The following is a 14,427-nucleotide window of genomic DNA, read 5'->3' as shown; positions in this document are numbered from 1 at the left end:
CCCCGGCATGAAGCAGGAACAGATCAAGACGCTCATCGACGCACTCGCGGCCTCGGACCTCGCGGAGCTGGAGTACAGCGAAGACGGCAGCACATTGCGGCTGGTGAAGCAATCGGCGCTGGCGGCCGTGCCCGCAGCCGCGCGGCGCCCGGCTGCTGCTGCGCGCAAGGCGCCCACCGCGGAGTCTGCGCAGCAGGCACCGCCGCCAGCCGCCGCGGCCGAATGCCTTGCGCCGCTCTACGGCGTGGTGCACCTGCAGTCCGCGCCGGGCGAGCCGCCCTTCGTGCAGCCGGGGCAGGCCGTCGAGGCCGGCCAGATGCTCTGCGTGATCGAGGCCATGAAGATGTTCAACGAAGTCCGCGCCGACGCTGCCGCCACCGTGCAGGCCGTGCTGGTGCGTTCGGGCCAGGAAGTGGAAGCAGGCGAGCCCCTGTTCCGCTTCGGTTGAGGAAAGCTGCGCGATGTTCGACACCGTCCTCATTGCCAACCGCGGCGAGATCGCCCTGCGCATCCTGCGCGCCTGCCACGGCCTGGGCCTCAAGACCGTGGTCGCGCATTCCGAGGCCGACAGCGAAGCCAGCTACGTCGCGCAGGCCGACCAAGCGCTGTGCATCGGGCCCTCCGCGCCGGGGCAGAGCTACCTGAACCAGTCCGCCATTCTGTTTGCCGCCGAACTCAGCGGCGCGCAGGCCATCCACCCGGGCTACGGCTTCCTGTCGGAGAACGCGGGCTTTGCCGCGCGCGTGGAGCAGGCCGGCCTCGTCTTCATCGGCCCCAGCGCCGCCTGCATCCGCACCATGGGCGACAAGGTCTCGGCCAAGCGCGCGATGCGCAAGGCTGGTGTGCCGTGTGTGCCGGGGCCCGACGAGCCGCTGCCGGACGACCCGGCCGCCGTGCAGGCCATCGCGCGCGAGATCGGCTATCCGGTGATCGTCAAGGCGGCGGGTGGTGGCGGCGGGCGCGGCATGCGCGTGGTACAGGGCGAAGCGGCGCTGCTCGATGCGATGGCGCTCACGCGCGAGGAAGCGCGCCAGGCCTTCGGCAACCCCGAGGTCTACATCGAGAAGTTCCTGCTGCACCCGCGCCACGTCGAGATCCAGGTGCTGGCCGACAGCCACGGCAACGCCATCTGGCTGGGCAGCCGCGACTGCTCGCTGCAGCGCCGCCACCAGAAGGTGATCGAGGAAGCGCCCGCGCCCGGCATCGATGAGGCGCTGATGGCCGAGGTGGGCGAGCGCTGCGCGGCCGCCTGCCGGCAGATCGGCTACTGCGGCGTGGGCACCTTCGAGTTCCTCTACGAGAAGGGCGCCTTCTATTTCATCGAGATGAACACCCGCCTGCAGGTCGAACACCCGGTGACTGAGATGACCGCGGGCATCGACATCGTGCAGCAGCAGTTGCGCATGGCGCGCGGCGAGCGCCTTGCGCTGGTGCAGCACGAGGTGCGCTGCCAGGGCCATGCGATCGAGTGCCGCATCAACGCCGAGAACCCGGACACCTTCGCGCCTTCGCCCGGGCGCATCACCGGCTGGCAGGTGCCGGGCGGCTTCGGCGTGCGGGTCGATTCGCACGCCAACGCCGGCTACCGCGTGCCGCCGTACTACGACTCGATGATTGCCAAGCTGATCGTGCACGGCAGCACGCGCACCGATGCGCTCGACCGCATGCGCCTGGCGCTCGCCGAGATGCGCATCGACGGCATCGCGACCAACGTGCCGCTGCACCGCGAGCTGCTGCGCGACGAGGGCTTTGCCGCCGGCGGCGTCGACATCCACCACCTCGAGCGCTGGCTGCAGCAAAGGAGCGCGGCATGACCGTGCAGCGGCCATCGATCAGCCTGCTGGGCACGACCGCGCTGATCTTCGAGGCGCCCGGCGAGATGAACCTCGACTCGCAGCAGCGCATCTGGGCGCTGGCGCACGAGACCCAGGCCTGGCCGGAGATCCGCGAAGCCGTGCCGGGCATGAACAACCTGATGCTGACCTTCCTGCACCCGCCGCGCGGCGCCGGCGCGCTCCAAGCCCTGGAGGCGCGCCTGCACGATGCGTGGGACGCGGCCGTCGCACGACCGCGCGAAGGCCGGGTGGTCGAGCTGCCCGTGGTCTACGGCGGCGCGGGCGGCCCGCACATGGCCGACGTGGTGGCGCACACGGGCCTCAGCATCGAGCGCATCGTCGAGCTGCACAGCGCGCCGCTCTACCCGGTGTATGCGCTCGGCAGCCATCCGGGCTACTGCTACCTGGGCGGCATGGACGCGCGCATTGCCACGCCGCGCCGCAAGGTGCCGGTGCTGAGCATCCCGGGCGGGGCGGTGTCGATCGGCGGGGCGCAGACCGGTGTCTCGGCCTCGGCCGGGCCCAGCGGCTGGAACACCATCGGCAGCACCTCGATGTGCTTCTTCGATCCCGCGCAGGACCCGCCCGCGGCGCTGCAGCCGGGCGACATGATCCGTTTTCGCGTGGAGGGCATCGTCCGATGATCGAAGTGCTTTCCTCGGCCGCGCTCGCCACCGTGCAGGACCAGGGGCGCACCGGCAGCCTGCGCTGGGGCGTGGGCACCTCGGGCGCCATGGACAACCTGGCGCTCGCGGCCGGCAACCTGCTGCTGGGTAATGCGCTGGATGCAGCCGCCATCGAAGTGCCGGTGTTTCCCTTCAAGGTGCGTTTCGGCGAGGACTGCGCCTTCGCGCTGACCGGCGCCGATTGCGCGGCCCGGCTGGACGAGCAGCCGCTGCTGCCCTGGTGGGTTCACCAGGCGCGGGCCGGGCAGGTGCTGGCGCTGGGCCTGCCGCAAGGCGGCGCGCATCAGCGCGGCAGCCGCGCCATGCTGTGCCTGGCCGGCGGGGTCGAGGTGCCCGAAGTGCTGGGCTCGCGCAGCACGCAGCTGCGTGGCGCCTTTGGCGGCCACGAAGGGCGTGCGCTGCGCCGGGGCGACGTGCTGCGCGCCGCCGCAGCGGGCGCTGCGTGCAAGACCGGCTTCGGCCTCGTGCCGCCCGCGCTCGCATTGCCGCTGCAGCAGGGCGGCGTGGCAGCCGTGCGCGTACTGCCCGCGGCCGAGTACATGGCGTTCGAGCCCGCGTCGCGCGACGCCTTCTGGGCCGGCGAATGGAAGATCACTGCGCAGAGCGACCGCTACGGCTACCGATTGGAGGGCGAGGCACTGCGCCCCATCGCACCGATGGAGCTGCGCTCGCACGGCATCGTGCCCGGCGTGATCCAGGTGCCGCACAGCGGGCAGCCGATCATCCAGATGCGTGACGCCCAGCCTTCGGGCGGCTACCCGAAGTTCGGCACGGTGATCGAGGCCGACATGTGGCGCCTCGGCCAGGCGCCGATCGGCAGCCGCGTGCGCTTCATCGAAACCACCTGGGACGAAGCGCTGGCCGCGCTCGACGAAGTGCGCGCCTGGCTCGACAAGGTGGCACGCATGGTGGAACTGCATCGCGGTGCGCCTGTTTCCGTAGCGAGGCAACCGGGATGACGCCTTGTTTTTTTATTCGCCGTGTCGTGTTTGGAGCGTGCTGTTCAGGGCGCGCTCCTGCCGACGGGGTACCTTGCTCCGCGAATGTCCCCCGCCTTCGGCTCCTCCTTTATTTCGCTGCGCAAGGCACCCCATCGACAGGAACGTTATGCGCAGCGGCGGTTGATCAGCGGTACACCACGAGCGTGCCCAAGTGCACAGGGCATCGGGTGCTCCCCGCAGCGAAATCAAGGAGGAGGCCGCAGGCCGGGGGACATTCGCGGAGGGGAGTACCCGGTGGCCTGTGCACGCGTCCCGAACAGAAGCGCCCCGAACAACAGCACCCCAAGAAAAGCTGACATGCAGGACATCGCACTGCGCACCTCGCAGCTGGCCGCCTGGCTGGCCGGCACCGACATCGGCCTGCTCGAACTGCGCACGCCAGAAGGCACGCTGCGCCTCGGACGGCAGGGCGACAACATCGTTGAACTGCCGGCGGAAGAAGCCGAACCAGAGCACTCGCCGATCCACGCCCCCTCCGTCGGCGTGTTCCTGCACAGCCATCCGCTGGCCGCGGCGCCGCTGGTGCGCATCGGCCAGCGCGTCGAAGCCGGCCAGACCCTCGGCCTGCTGAAGATCGGCCCGCTGCTGCTGCCCGTCACCGCGCCGCAGGCCGGCATCGTCGACGGCCTCCGCGCGGCCGACGGCCTTGCAGTCGGCTTCGGCGCGCCGCTGCTCGACCTGCTCCCCCTCTGACGAACGAGAGAGAAAAAGGACTCCCATGGACATCGACCTGAACGCAGACCTCGGCGAAGGCTTCGGACCCTGGCGCATGGGCGAGGACGAGGCGCTGCTCGACATCGTTTCTTCCGCCAACGTGGCCTGCGGCTTCCATGCGGGCGATCCGGTCATCATGGACCGCACCGTGCGCCTGGCGCTGGCGCGGGGCGTTGACGTGGGCGCGCACGTGGGCTTTCCCGACCTGCTCGGGTTCGGCCGCCGGCCGATGCAGATCGAGCCGAAGGAACTCGTCGCCTACGTGCTCTACCAGCTGAGCGCGCTGGACGGCATGGCGCGCACCGCCGGCCACCGCATGACGCACATGAGCTTTCACGGCGCGCTCGGCAACATGGCCGCGGCCGACGCCGCGCTGGCCGAGCCGCTGGTGCGCGCGGTGGCGGATTTCGATCCGATGCTCATCGTCAGCACTTCCGCCAGCCGCGCCATCGAGGACGCGGCCGCGCGCTGCGGCCTGCGCGTGCGCACCACCTTCCTGGCCGACCGCGCCTGCGGCGACGACGGCCTGCTGGTGCCGCGCAAGCTGCCCGGTTCGGTGATCCACGACCAGGGCGCGGTGCTGGCGCGCGTGCGCCAGCTGCTGGAGGAGGGCACGGTCACCAGCCACAGCGGCAAGAAGATCCCGATGCGCGCGCATTCGATCCTGCTGCACGGCGACACGCCCGGTGCGGTGGAGCTGGCGCGCGCGGTGCGCAGCGTGGTCGAGCAGGCGGGGCGCGTGGTGCCGATCTCGAAGCAGCCGGACTAGCAGGTCTGCAGCCCGGACATGGTGCTTACCCTAGGCCGTATGCACGAACACGGGGCAACATAAGGGCGGCTTATCGCTCCACAGCCAATCCGTCTTGGCGCCGCGAAGAAGCGCTCGATACAGTGAATTCAACGCAGCGATCTCCAGTTCCACGAAAGAAACAAAGATGCCCTTCTCCGACTACAAGACCGCGCTGGTGACGGGGGCCTCCTCGGGCATCGGTGCCGCCGTCGTCGAGCGCCTCTGCAAGGAAGGCCTCCAGGTCCACGCGCTGGCGCGCAGCGCCGGCAAGCTGGCCGAACTGGCCGCGCGCACCGGCTGCATCCCGCATGCCATCGACGTGAGCGACCTCGCCGGCATCACCCGCCTCACGCAGGAGGTGGCATTCGACGTGCTGGTCAACAACGCCGGCGTCGACCGCCCCGGCTCCATCCTCAAGGCCGATGCCGAGGGCATCGACCTGCTGGTCGACGTGAACCTGCGCGCCGTGCTGCACCTGTGCCGGCTCGTGGTGCCCGGCATGGCCGCGCGCGACCGGGGCCACGTGATCAACATCAGCTCCATTGCCGCGGCCTACAACTTCGGCGGCAACAGCACCTACCACGCGACCAAGGCGGCCGTAAGCATGCTGTCGCGCCAGCTGCGCATCGACGTCTTCGGCAAGCGCGTGCGCGTGACCGAGATCTGCCCGGGGCGCGTGGCCACCGACATCTTCGCGCACGTGCACGGCGACTCCGAAGAAACCCACAAGCGCTTCGTCGAAGGCTACGAGCTGCCGCAGGCCGAGGACATCGCCAATGCCATCGCCTTCGCGATTGCGGCGCCCATCGCGGTCAACGTGGGCCACATGGAAATCACGCCCACGCTGCAGGTGCCCGGCGGACTCTCGACCGCGCGCCCGGAAGCGCCGCAGGCCTGAACGCCCCGCACGGCCACGCCAAGGAGCAGCACATGAAGGACTTCGACCTGCTCGCGATCCTGCTGAAGCCGGAGTTCGGCGCGATGCTGCTGCACGGCCTGCAGGAAACGCTGAAGATCGCGGCCGGCTCCTGGCTGCTGGCCATGGCCATGGCGGTCGTGCTGCTGGTCGTGCGCCTCATGCCGAGCCGGCTGGCCGAGCGTGTGGTGATGGGCTATGTCTCGTACCACCGCAACGTGCCCACGCTGGTGCAGCTCATGCTCTGGTACTTCGGCATCTTCAGCCTGCTGCCCGATGCGCTGCAGGGCTGGCTGTCGGTGCACAACGCGGAGACGATTCTCTCGATCGTCGCGCTCGGGCTCTGCCAGGCCGCCTACTTCAGCGAGGACATGCGCTCGGGCCTGCGCTCCATCCCGCCCGGCCAGGCCGAGGCCGCGCGCGCGCTCGGCCACGGCTACATCGGTTCGATGCGCCACGTGATGCTGCCGCAGGCCATCCGCAACGCGGTGCCGGCACTGGTGAACCACAGCGTGTCGCTGTTCAAGAACAGCAGCCTGGCGATGGCCATCGGCGTGGCCGAGCTGACCCACGCGGTGAAGGAGATCGAGAGCCAGAGCTTCCGCACCTTCGAGGCCTACAGCATGGCGACGGTGCTGTACCTCGTGTGCTCGCTGCTCATCATGGCCGTCGGCGGCTGGCTGTCGCGGCGCTACCGCATCGCCCAAGCGAGGTAAGAGGCCATGTTCAGCGTCTTTGAAATCCTGCGCGACAACTGGCTGCTGCTGCTCGTCGGCCAGTACCCCAGCGGGCCGCTCGGCGGCATCGTCGCCACGCTGATCCTGTCGGTGCTGGGCATCGTGCTGGCGTTTCCGCTGTCTGTGCTGCTGGCGCTCGCGCGGCTGTCGCCCTGGCGCCTGCTGCGCTGGCCGGCCACGGTGCTGGTCTACGTGGTGCGCGGCGTGCCGCTTCTCATGGTGATCCTGTGGGTCTACTTCCTGGTGCCGATCCTGATCGGGCGCGATGTGTCGGGCTTCACCACCATGCTGTGCACGCTGGTGATCTACGAGGGCGCCTACCTGTCGGAGGTGGTGCGCGCCGGCATCCAGGCGCTGCCCAAGGGCCAGGCCGAAGCGGCGCGCGCGCTCGGCCACAGCCACCTGGGCACGATGTGGTTCGTGATCCTGCCGCAGGCGCTCTACAACATGCTGCCGAGCATGCTGAGCCAGTTCATCTCCACCATCAAGGAGACCACGCTGGGCTACGTCATCAACGTGCAGGAGCTGACCTTCGCGGCCAACCAGATCAACAACCAGCTGCTGACCAAGCCGTTCCAGGTGTTCTTCATCCTGGCGATGACGTACTACGTCGTCTGCTTCAGCCTGACGCAGCTCGCGCAGTGGCTGGAGCGGCGCATTGCCCACAAGCGGCTCGGTGCAGCTTCCGTGAAGACATCCGAAGACGGTGTTTCGCTGCCGCCGCCGGTGGCAGCAAACCCGTGAGGCCGCGCTCGACGGCCATCGACCACAAGACCAGGAGACAGCGCCATGAACCCCGTTCCACACCCCGCAGGGGATGACACCATGATCCTGTTCTCCAACATCAACAAGTGGTATGGCGACTACCAGGCGCTCGCCGACGTCAACGCCGAGGTCAAGAAGGGCGAGGTGGTGGTGGTCTGCGGCCCTTCGGGCTCCGGCAAGTCCACGCTGATCCGCACCGTCAACCGGCTGGAGGAAGTGAAGTCGGGCCAACTGCTGTTCGACGGCCACGACATCCACGCGCCCATGAGCAGCGCGGCGCTCAACAAGCTGCGCAGCCGCATCGGCTTCGTGTTCCAGAGCTTCAACCTGTTTCCGCATCTCTCGGTGCTGGAGAACATCATGCTGTCGCCCATGCGGGTGCTGGGCGTGAAGCGGTCCGACGCAAAGGCGAGGGCGGCGCAGCTGCTCGAGCGCGTGGGCCTGTCGAACAAGGCAGGCGCCTACCCGGCGCAGCTGTCGGGCGGACAGCAGCAGCGCGTGGCGATTGCGCGCGCGCTGGCCATGGAGCCGCCTGCGATGCTGTTCGACGAGCCCACCAGCGCGCTCGACCCCGAGATGGTGGGCGAAGTGCTGTCGGTGATGCGCGGCCTGGCCCACGACGGCATGACCATGATGTGCGTCACGCACGAGATGAACTTCGCCCGCGAGGTGGCCGACCGCGTCTGGTTCATGGACGCGGGCCGCATCCTCGAGAAGGCCGACCCCGAGGCCTTCTTCAAGAGTCCGCAGCATCCGCGTGCGCAGCGCTTCTTGTCGGACCTGCGCGCGCACTGATTTTTTTCTTCCCCCAGCATCTCCTCAGGAGCTCACCATGTCGAACAGAAACGTCTTCCGCCTCACCACGATCGGAACCTGTCTTTGCGCCGCCTCTCTGCTGGCGCATGCCGACCAGTGGAGCGACATCAGCGCGCGCAAGGAGCTGCGCTGCGGCACCTTCGCCGACGTTCCGCCCTTCGCCGCGCCGGATCCGAAGACGCGCGAGATGGTGGGCCACGACGTCGACCTGTGCCACGCGCTGGCCAAGGAACTCGGCTTGACGGCCAAGGTCACGCCGCTCTCGGTGGAAGCGCGCGTGCCCGAGGTCAAGCTCGGGCGCGTCGACGTGACCATTGCCAACCTGGCCTACACCAAGAGCCGCGGCGAGCAGATCCAGTTCAGCGACCCGTACTACGTGGCCAAGGAAATGCTCGCGGTGAAAGCCTCCGACCCGGGTGCCGCCAAGGCCGACTTCAAGGGCAAGCGCCTGAGTTCGACCAAGGGATCGACCTCGGAGCTGTCGATCAAGATGAACGGCTCGGAGCCCGTGACCTTCCAGGACACCGGTTCGGCCTTCATGGCGGTGCAGCAGAACAAGTCGGTCGGCATGGTCGCGAACACCATGACCATCACCAAACTGGTCAATCAATCGAAGACCGAGGGCGTGGCGCTCAAGATGATCAAGGAGCCGATGGTGCTGCAGCCCATCGGCATCGGCATGAAGAAGGACGAGCCGGTGCTGTTGGCCAAGGTGAACGGCGCGCTCTACGCGCTCGAGAAGTCGGGCGAGCTCGACAAGATCTGGGCCAAGTGGCTCGGCCCGAACACCGAATACAAGATGGTGCGCGAAGAAAAGGTCACGCCGCTGGCCGACCTCAAGTTCGAACTCCTGCCCTGAGAGCATCCACCTTGCCGCCAGCGCACCCAACTAGTTATAAGAACTAATTATTAAAACGAAACTGCGTATTGTTTTTGCGCGTTTCTTGGGCATCATTTCCGCATGGAGAAGACAAAGGCCCTGGTGACCGTGATCGAGATGGCGCGCGCCGGCCTCGGCTTTACGCCTGCCGACGCCCTCGACCACATCGCCGCTCTCATCGCCCAGGAGGATGCACAAAGCCCGTTCCACGACCGCCGGGTCGAGGAACTGCTTCGCCTCGGGGCCTGCATCTGGAGCCTGCGGCGGGACCTCGTGACGCCGCGCTGAGCTTTGCTTCGCCCCGCCGCCTCGCGCGCACGGGCTATGCCGTGTGGCCAGATGCAGGAAAGGGTACTTAAGGCTACATTTTCCAGACCAAGAAAAGCCGGCATTCTTTGGGTCGAACAAACGCCGGCAATCGGAGGACTGAATGCCGCTCTTGTTCCTGCTGAGGCTCCAGCACACGCTGCTGCCTGTCCGAGTCGCGCTTCCGGAGGAAGTGCGGATCGTCTCGGTGCTCGTGGCCACGGGCTTGATCGAGGCCGAGTTCGCACCCGTGAGGCCCGCTGGCCGGGATGCCGCATCGCGCATTGCGACGGTGAGGCGCATCACCGAGGAAGGCCTCGCCGAGCTCGCGCAGATGAGCGACGCCCCCAAGTTCGTGAAGACCTCGATGCAGTTCGCGCGCGGATTGCGATTGATGTAGGGCTTGCAGGATCAGGCCTGCCACGGCAGCCCGCGCATCCGCTCGCGCTTTTCTTCCTCGTCGAAGTGCGCGAGCGAAGGCTTGATCAGGTCGCTGCGCGCCACGATGCCCACCAGCACCAGCGACTGCGCGTCCTTCACCACGGGCAGCCGCTCGAGCCGATGGCGCGCGAGCCGCGTGGCCACCGCGCGGCAGTTCTCGCCCGGCAGCGCAAAGAACAGCGGCACGTCGGCGCATGCGTCGCCCACGGTGGCAATGGGATCGCGCGTGCCGCACGCGGCCAGCATCGCGCGGTCCGCCACGCCGATCACCGCGCCGTTGCGCACCACGGGGAACGCACGGTGGGCCTGGCCGTCGCCGAAATGCTCGAACAGCGCCCGCGCCACCGGCAGGGCCGCGTCGATGCTGCGCACCTCGCGCGTCATGACCTCTTCCACCGAGTGCCGCTCGAGCGGATCGACGCCGTATTCGCGGTAGATGTGATAGCCGCGGCGCGCGATCTTCTCGGTGAGGATCGAGCGGCGCATGGTCAGCACCGTGAAGCCATAGGCCACGGCGGAGGTGGTCAGCAGCGGCAGCAGCGCATTGCTGTCGTGCGTGAGCCCGAAGGCGAAGATGGTGGCGGTGAGCGGTGCGCGCATCACGCCGCCCAGCGTGGCGGCCATGCAGACCAGCGGCCACAGCATCGGGTCGTTGCCGGGCAGCACGTGCGAGAGCACCACGCCCAGGCCCGCGCCCATCATCAGGAGCGGCGCAAGCACGCCGCCCGAAGTGCCCGAGCCCAGCGAGATGACCCAGATCACCGCCTTCACCGCGAGCAGCGCGGCCACCACGCCGAGCGCCAGGTGGTTGTGCAGCAGATCGCCGATCACGTCGTAGCCCACGCCCAATGCACGCGGCTCGAAGTAGCCGCCGATGCCCACCGCCAGGCCGCCGATCGCCGGCCACCACATCCAGTGGATCGGCAGCTTACCGAACAGGTCTTCGACCTTGTAGAGCGAGATCGAGAGCGAGGCCGACAATGCGCCGCACAGAAGCCCCGCGGCCACGCACGAGAGCATCGCGAGCGGGCCGGGCACCGCGGTCTGCAGCGGAAACAGCGGGCCGGCATCCATCAGCAGCGGACGTGTGAACCCCGCCACCGCGCAGGCCACGGCCACCGGCAGCAGGCTGCGCGGCCGGAGCTCGAACAGCAGCAGTTCCACCGCCAGCAGCACGGCCGCCACCGGCGTGCCGAACACCGCCGTCATGCCCGCGGTGGCGCCGGCCACCAGCAGCGCCTTGCGCTCGGCGGCCGTGAGATGGAAGTGCTGCGCGATCAGCGAGCCGATGGCGCCGCCGGTCATGATGATCGGCCCTTCGGCGCCGAACGGGCCGCCGCTGCCGATCACGATGCCCGAGGACAGCGGCTTGAGCAGCGCCACCTTCGGCGACATCTTGCTCTTGCCGAACAGGATCGCCTCGATCGCCTCGGGAATGCCGTGGCCGCGGATCTTGTCGGAACCGTAGCGTGCGACCAGCCCCACGATCAGCCCGCCGATCACCGGCACCGCAATGACCCAGGCGCCCAGCGTGTGCCCGGCCGGCGAGCGGTCCGCCAGCGAGAAGGTCTGGAAGAAGAACAGGTTGGTGAAGAAGCGGATCAGGTCGAGCAGCACGCGCGCGGCCACGGTGCTGACCGCCCCGACCACGATGGCCATGACGGTGATGCGCAGCAGGCGCGCATTGAGGGCGAAGTCGCCGCGGGGCGGGTGGGGGACTGGAGTCATGGCTGTTCGGGAAGAGTCGATCTGCCTCATCCGAGGCCAGCCCTCGAATATATCATTTCATGACATATTCGGTTCGCCCCCTGCGTTGAGAAACCCGCAGCGGCCTGCTAGGCGCCGCCCTTGCTGGCGAGCGCCACCACCTTGGCCAGTTCGGCCACCTGGTCCGCGTGCAGCACCGCGAGCCGTTCCAGCTTCCTGCGTCCCGCGGCCAGCAGATGGACCTCGACCTGGCGCCGGTCCGCATGGCTGGGCTTGCGCTTGACCAGGCCGGCCTCCTCGCAGCGCGACACCAGGGCGACCACGCCGTGGTGCTGGGCCTGCAGTCGCTCGGCGATCTCGCTGATGGTGGCCCACTCGCGGCCGGGAAAGCCCTGGGTGTGGAGCATCAACTGGTATTGAAGGACGGTGATGCCTTCCTCCCGCGCCGCGTCTTCGCTGAAGCGAAGGAAGCTGCGCAGCCTGAATCTGAAGTCGGACAGTGCCTCGAAGTGCTGCTTCTCGATGGATCCCCGTTGGCTGGCCATGAACTTTCCAAGAATGATTGTGCGAACGGAAAGCAATGTAGCAGCCGGCCCGATTCCGACGCAGGGTAATTACTCACAATGTGATGCAATAAACCTCATAACATGATGCATCTGACTTGAACCTGACCTGTGCGATGCCGGCTGCCTTCTCGGCATGCCGCGCGCACTTCCCCGTTGTCCGCTGCCGTTGCCCGTGCATCAGTGCGGGTTGCCGTATCCATTCCATTCGAGAGAGAGAAAGATTGCGTATGCAGATCAAGAGCCAGAAGACCTTCTTCTCGGGCATCATGTTCACCTGCGTCGGCGCGGCGTTCGCGCTGGGCGCCGCCAACTACAACGTCGGGAGTGCGGCCCGCATGGGGCCGGGCTACTTCCCGCTGATCGTGGGCGTGCTGCTGACCCTGCTGGGCCTGGTGGTGATTGCCACCGCGTTCACGGGCCCCACGTCCGACGGCGAGCCGGTCGGAAAGATCGCATGGAAGCCGCTCGGCTTCATCATCGGCGCCAACCTGCTGTTCGGCATCCTGCTGGCGGGCCTGCGCAGCATCGGCCTGCCGGCCATGGGCCTGATCCTCGCCATCTATGCGCTGGTGATCGTGGCCTGCATGGCCGGTGCCAACTTCTCGATGAAGCTGTCGCTGGTGCTGGCAACCGTGCTGGCCATCGGCAGCTACCTGACCTTCATCGTGGGACTCAAGCTGCAGTTCCAGGTGTGGCCCACCTTCATCACCGGCTGAGCGCGAGGCACCACCCATGATGGATCTGATCAACCACCTGTCGCTCGGCTTTTCCACCGCGGTGACGCTGCAGAACCTGGTCTATGCGTTCATCGGCTGCCTGCTGGGCACGCTGATCGGCGTGCTGCCGGGCATCGGCCCGACGGCCACCATTGCCATGCTGCTGCCGGCCACCTACGCGCTGCCGCCCGTGGCCGCGCTCATCATGCTCGCGGGCATCTACTACGGCTCGCAATATGGCGGCTCGACCACCGCCATCCTGGTCAACCTGCCGGGCGAATCGTCGTCCGTGGTGACGGTGATCGACGGCCACCAGATGGCCAAGCGGGGGCGCGGCGGACCGGCGCTCGCGGCCGCGGGCCTGGGCTCGTTCTTCGCGGGCTGCGTGGGCACGCTGATCCTTGCCGCGTTCGCGCCGCCGCTGACCGAGATCGCCTTCAAGTTCGGCCCGGCCGAGTATTTCTCGCTCATGGTGCTGGGCCTGATCGGCGCGGTGGTGATGGCCTCGGGCTCGCTGCTCAAGGCCATCTGCATGATCATGGTGGGCCTGCTGCTGGGCCTGGTCGGCACCGACGTGAATTCGGGCGTGGCGCGCTACAGCTTCGACATTCCGGAACTGACCGACGGCCTGGGCTTCATCGCGATCGCCATGGGCGTGTTCGGCTACGGCGAGATCATTGCCAACCTGGCCCGGCCCGAGGACGAGCGCGAGGTCTTCACGGCCAGCGTCACGGGCCTCATGCCCACCAAGGAAGACTTCAAGCGCATGTTTCCGGCCGTGCTGCGCGGCACCGCGCTGGGCTCGTCGCTGGGCATCCTGCCGGGCGGCGGCGCCACGCTGTCGGCCTTTGCGGCCTACACGCTCGAAAAGAAGATCAAGCTCAAGGCGGGCGAAGTGCCCTTCGGCAAGGGCAACATCCGCGGCGTGGCCGGGCCCGAAGCCGCAAACAACGCGGGTGCGCAGACCTCCTTCATTCCAATGCTGACGCTGGGCATTCCGCCCAACCCGGTCATGGCGCTGATGGTCGGCGCCATGACGATCCACAACATCCAGCCGGGCCCGCAGGTGATGACCAGCAACCCGGAGCTGTTCTGGGGGCTGATCGCCTCGATGTGGATCGGCAACCTGATGCTGGTGATCCTGAACCTGCCGCTCATCGGCCTGTGGATCAAGCTGCTGACCATTCCCTACCGGTGGCTGTTCCCGGCGATCGTGCTGTTCTGCGCGATTGGCGTGTACTCGACCAACAACAACGTGTTCGACATCTGGCTGGTGGCGATCTTCGGTGTCGTGGGCTACACCTTCATCAAGCTCGGATGCGAGCCGGCGCCGCTGCTGCTCGGCCTCATCCTGGGGCCGATGATGGAAGAGAACCTGCGGCGCGCGCTGCTGCTCTCGCGCGGCGACTGGAGCGTGTTCGTCTCGCGGCCGATTTCCGCGGGGCTGCTGGCGGGCGCGGTCGCGCTGCTGCTGATCGTGCTCCTGCCCTCGATCAGATCGAAGCGCGAAGAGGCGTTTGTCGAGGAAGCAGGTTAGCCAAGGCAAGACAA

At 67.8% G+C, this 14,427-nt stretch carries 17 protein-coding genes; 15 read left to right on the top strand and 2 right to left on the bottom strand.

The features are described 5' to 3' along the window. Positions 1-7 precede the first annotated feature (7 nt). The 13 genes from ACAM58_RS30380 to ACAM58_RS30320 all read left to right on the top strand — a co-directional run bounded on the left by ACAM58_RS30380 (position 8) and on the right by ACAM58_RS30320 (position 9,846). Positions 8-448 (top strand): acetyl-CoA carboxylase biotin carboxyl carrier protein subunit, encoded by a 441-nt coding sequence (locus ACAM58_RS30380; RefSeq protein ID WP_018904133.1) that lies wholly within the window; start codon positions 8-10, stop codon positions 446-448. Positions 449-461: 13 nt separating this feature from the next. After that, positions 462-1,814, top strand: coding sequence for an acetyl-CoA carboxylase biotin carboxylase subunit (gene accC, locus ACAM58_RS30375; RefSeq protein WP_018904134.1), 1,353 nt, complete (start codon positions 462-464; stop codon positions 1,812-1,814). Further along, complete coding sequence (pxpB, locus tag ACAM58_RS30370) at positions 1,811-2,479, top strand: 5-oxoprolinase subunit PxpB (RefSeq protein WP_018904135.1); 669 nt, start codon at positions 1,811-1,813, stop codon at positions 2,477-2,479. Before accC ends, pxpB begins: the two co-directional genes overlap by 4 nt. Beyond that, positions 2,476-3,480 (top strand): biotin-dependent carboxyltransferase family protein, encoded by a 1,005-nt coding sequence (locus ACAM58_RS30365; protein WP_018904136.1) that lies wholly within the window; start codon positions 2,476-2,478, stop codon positions 3,478-3,480. The genes pxpB and ACAM58_RS30365 overlap by 4 nt, the downstream gene beginning before the upstream one ends. 339 nt (positions 3,481-3,819) lie before the next feature. Continuing rightward, the gene (locus ACAM58_RS30360; protein WP_018904137.1) at positions 3,820-4,215 is read left to right on the top strand and encodes an acetyl-CoA carboxylase biotin carboxyl carrier protein subunit; all 396 of its coding nucleotides are present in this window, start codon (positions 3,820-3,822) and stop codon (positions 4,213-4,215) included. 25 nt (positions 4,216-4,240) lie between these two features. Further along, complete coding sequence (locus ACAM58_RS30355) at positions 4,241-5,005, top strand: LamB/YcsF family protein (protein WP_015866386.1); 765 nt, start codon at positions 4,241-4,243, stop codon at positions 5,003-5,005. 166 nt (positions 5,006-5,171) lie between these two features. Then, complete coding sequence (locus ACAM58_RS30350) at positions 5,172-5,924, top strand: SDR family oxidoreductase (RefSeq protein WP_018904138.1); 753 nt, start codon at positions 5,172-5,174, stop codon at positions 5,922-5,924. A 32-nt stretch (positions 5,925-5,956) separates the two neighbouring features. After that, positions 5,957-6,658, top strand: a complete 702-nt coding sequence (locus ACAM58_RS30345; protein ID WP_018904139.1) for an amino acid ABC transporter permease — start codon at positions 5,957-5,959, stop codon at positions 6,656-6,658. A 6-nt stretch (positions 6,659-6,664) separates the two neighbouring features. Further along, a complete protein-coding gene (locus tag ACAM58_RS30340) occupies positions 6,665-7,423 on the top strand; it encodes an amino acid ABC transporter permease (RefSeq protein WP_015866389.1) in 759 nt (252 codons plus the stop codon). A gap of 81 nt (positions 7,424-7,504) precedes the next feature. Continuing rightward, positions 7,505-8,239 carry an amino acid ABC transporter ATP-binding protein gene (locus tag ACAM58_RS30335; RefSeq protein ID WP_018904140.1) on the top strand — a complete coding sequence of 245 codons (735 nt, stop codon included), beginning with the start codon at positions 7,505-7,507 and terminating at the stop codon, positions 8,237-8,239. 37 nt (positions 8,240-8,276) lie between these two features. Continuing rightward, positions 8,277-9,119, top strand: coding sequence for an ABC transporter substrate-binding protein (locus tag ACAM58_RS30330; protein WP_018904141.1), 843 nt, complete (start codon positions 8,277-8,279; stop codon positions 9,117-9,119). 102 nt (positions 9,120-9,221) lie between these two features. Next, positions 9,222-9,428: a hypothetical protein gene (locus tag ACAM58_RS30325; RefSeq protein WP_018904142.1), complete on the top strand. Its 207-nt coding sequence runs from the start codon at positions 9,222-9,224 to the stop codon at positions 9,426-9,428. A gap of 142 nt (positions 9,429-9,570) precedes the next feature. Next, positions 9,571-9,846 (top strand): hypothetical protein, encoded by a 276-nt coding sequence (locus ACAM58_RS30320; RefSeq protein ID WP_015866393.1) that lies wholly within the window; start codon positions 9,571-9,573, stop codon positions 9,844-9,846. An 11-nt stretch (positions 9,847-9,857) separates the two neighbouring features. Here ACAM58_RS30320 and ACAM58_RS30315 read toward each other — a convergent pair whose 3' ends face one another. After that, a complete protein-coding gene (locus ACAM58_RS30315) occupies positions 9,858-11,615 on the bottom strand; it encodes a chloride channel protein (RefSeq protein WP_307596047.1) in 1,758 nt (585 codons plus the stop codon). Positions 11,616-11,722: 107 nt separating this feature from the next. Beyond that, complete coding sequence (locus tag ACAM58_RS30310) at positions 11,723-12,139, bottom strand: MarR family winged helix-turn-helix transcriptional regulator (RefSeq protein WP_018904145.1); 417 nt, start codon at positions 12,137-12,139, stop codon at positions 11,723-11,725. Between the two features lie 248 nt (positions 12,140-12,387). Between ACAM58_RS30310 and ACAM58_RS30305 the strand changes: the two genes are divergently transcribed. Both ACAM58_RS30305 and ACAM58_RS30300 read left to right on the top strand, forming a co-directional pair. After that, positions 12,388-12,876: a tripartite tricarboxylate transporter TctB family protein gene (locus tag ACAM58_RS30305; protein ID WP_015866396.1), complete on the top strand. Its 489-nt coding sequence runs from the start codon at positions 12,388-12,390 to the stop codon at positions 12,874-12,876. A 19-nt stretch (positions 12,877-12,895) separates the two neighbouring features. Next, the gene (locus ACAM58_RS30300; protein WP_026283938.1) at positions 12,896-14,413 is read left to right on the top strand and encodes a tripartite tricarboxylate transporter permease; all 1,518 of its coding nucleotides are present in this window, start codon (positions 12,896-12,898) and stop codon (positions 14,411-14,413) included. Positions 14,414-14,427: the final 14 nt, after the last annotated feature.

Source organism: Variovorax sp. V116, from assembly GCF_041154435.1.
Taxonomy (GTDB): Bacteria; Pseudomonadota; Gammaproteobacteria; order Burkholderiales; family Burkholderiaceae_C; genus Variovorax; species Variovorax paradoxus.
Note: the sequence above shows the minus strand (reverse complement) of the source record. Positions and strands in the feature narration are given on the sequence as shown.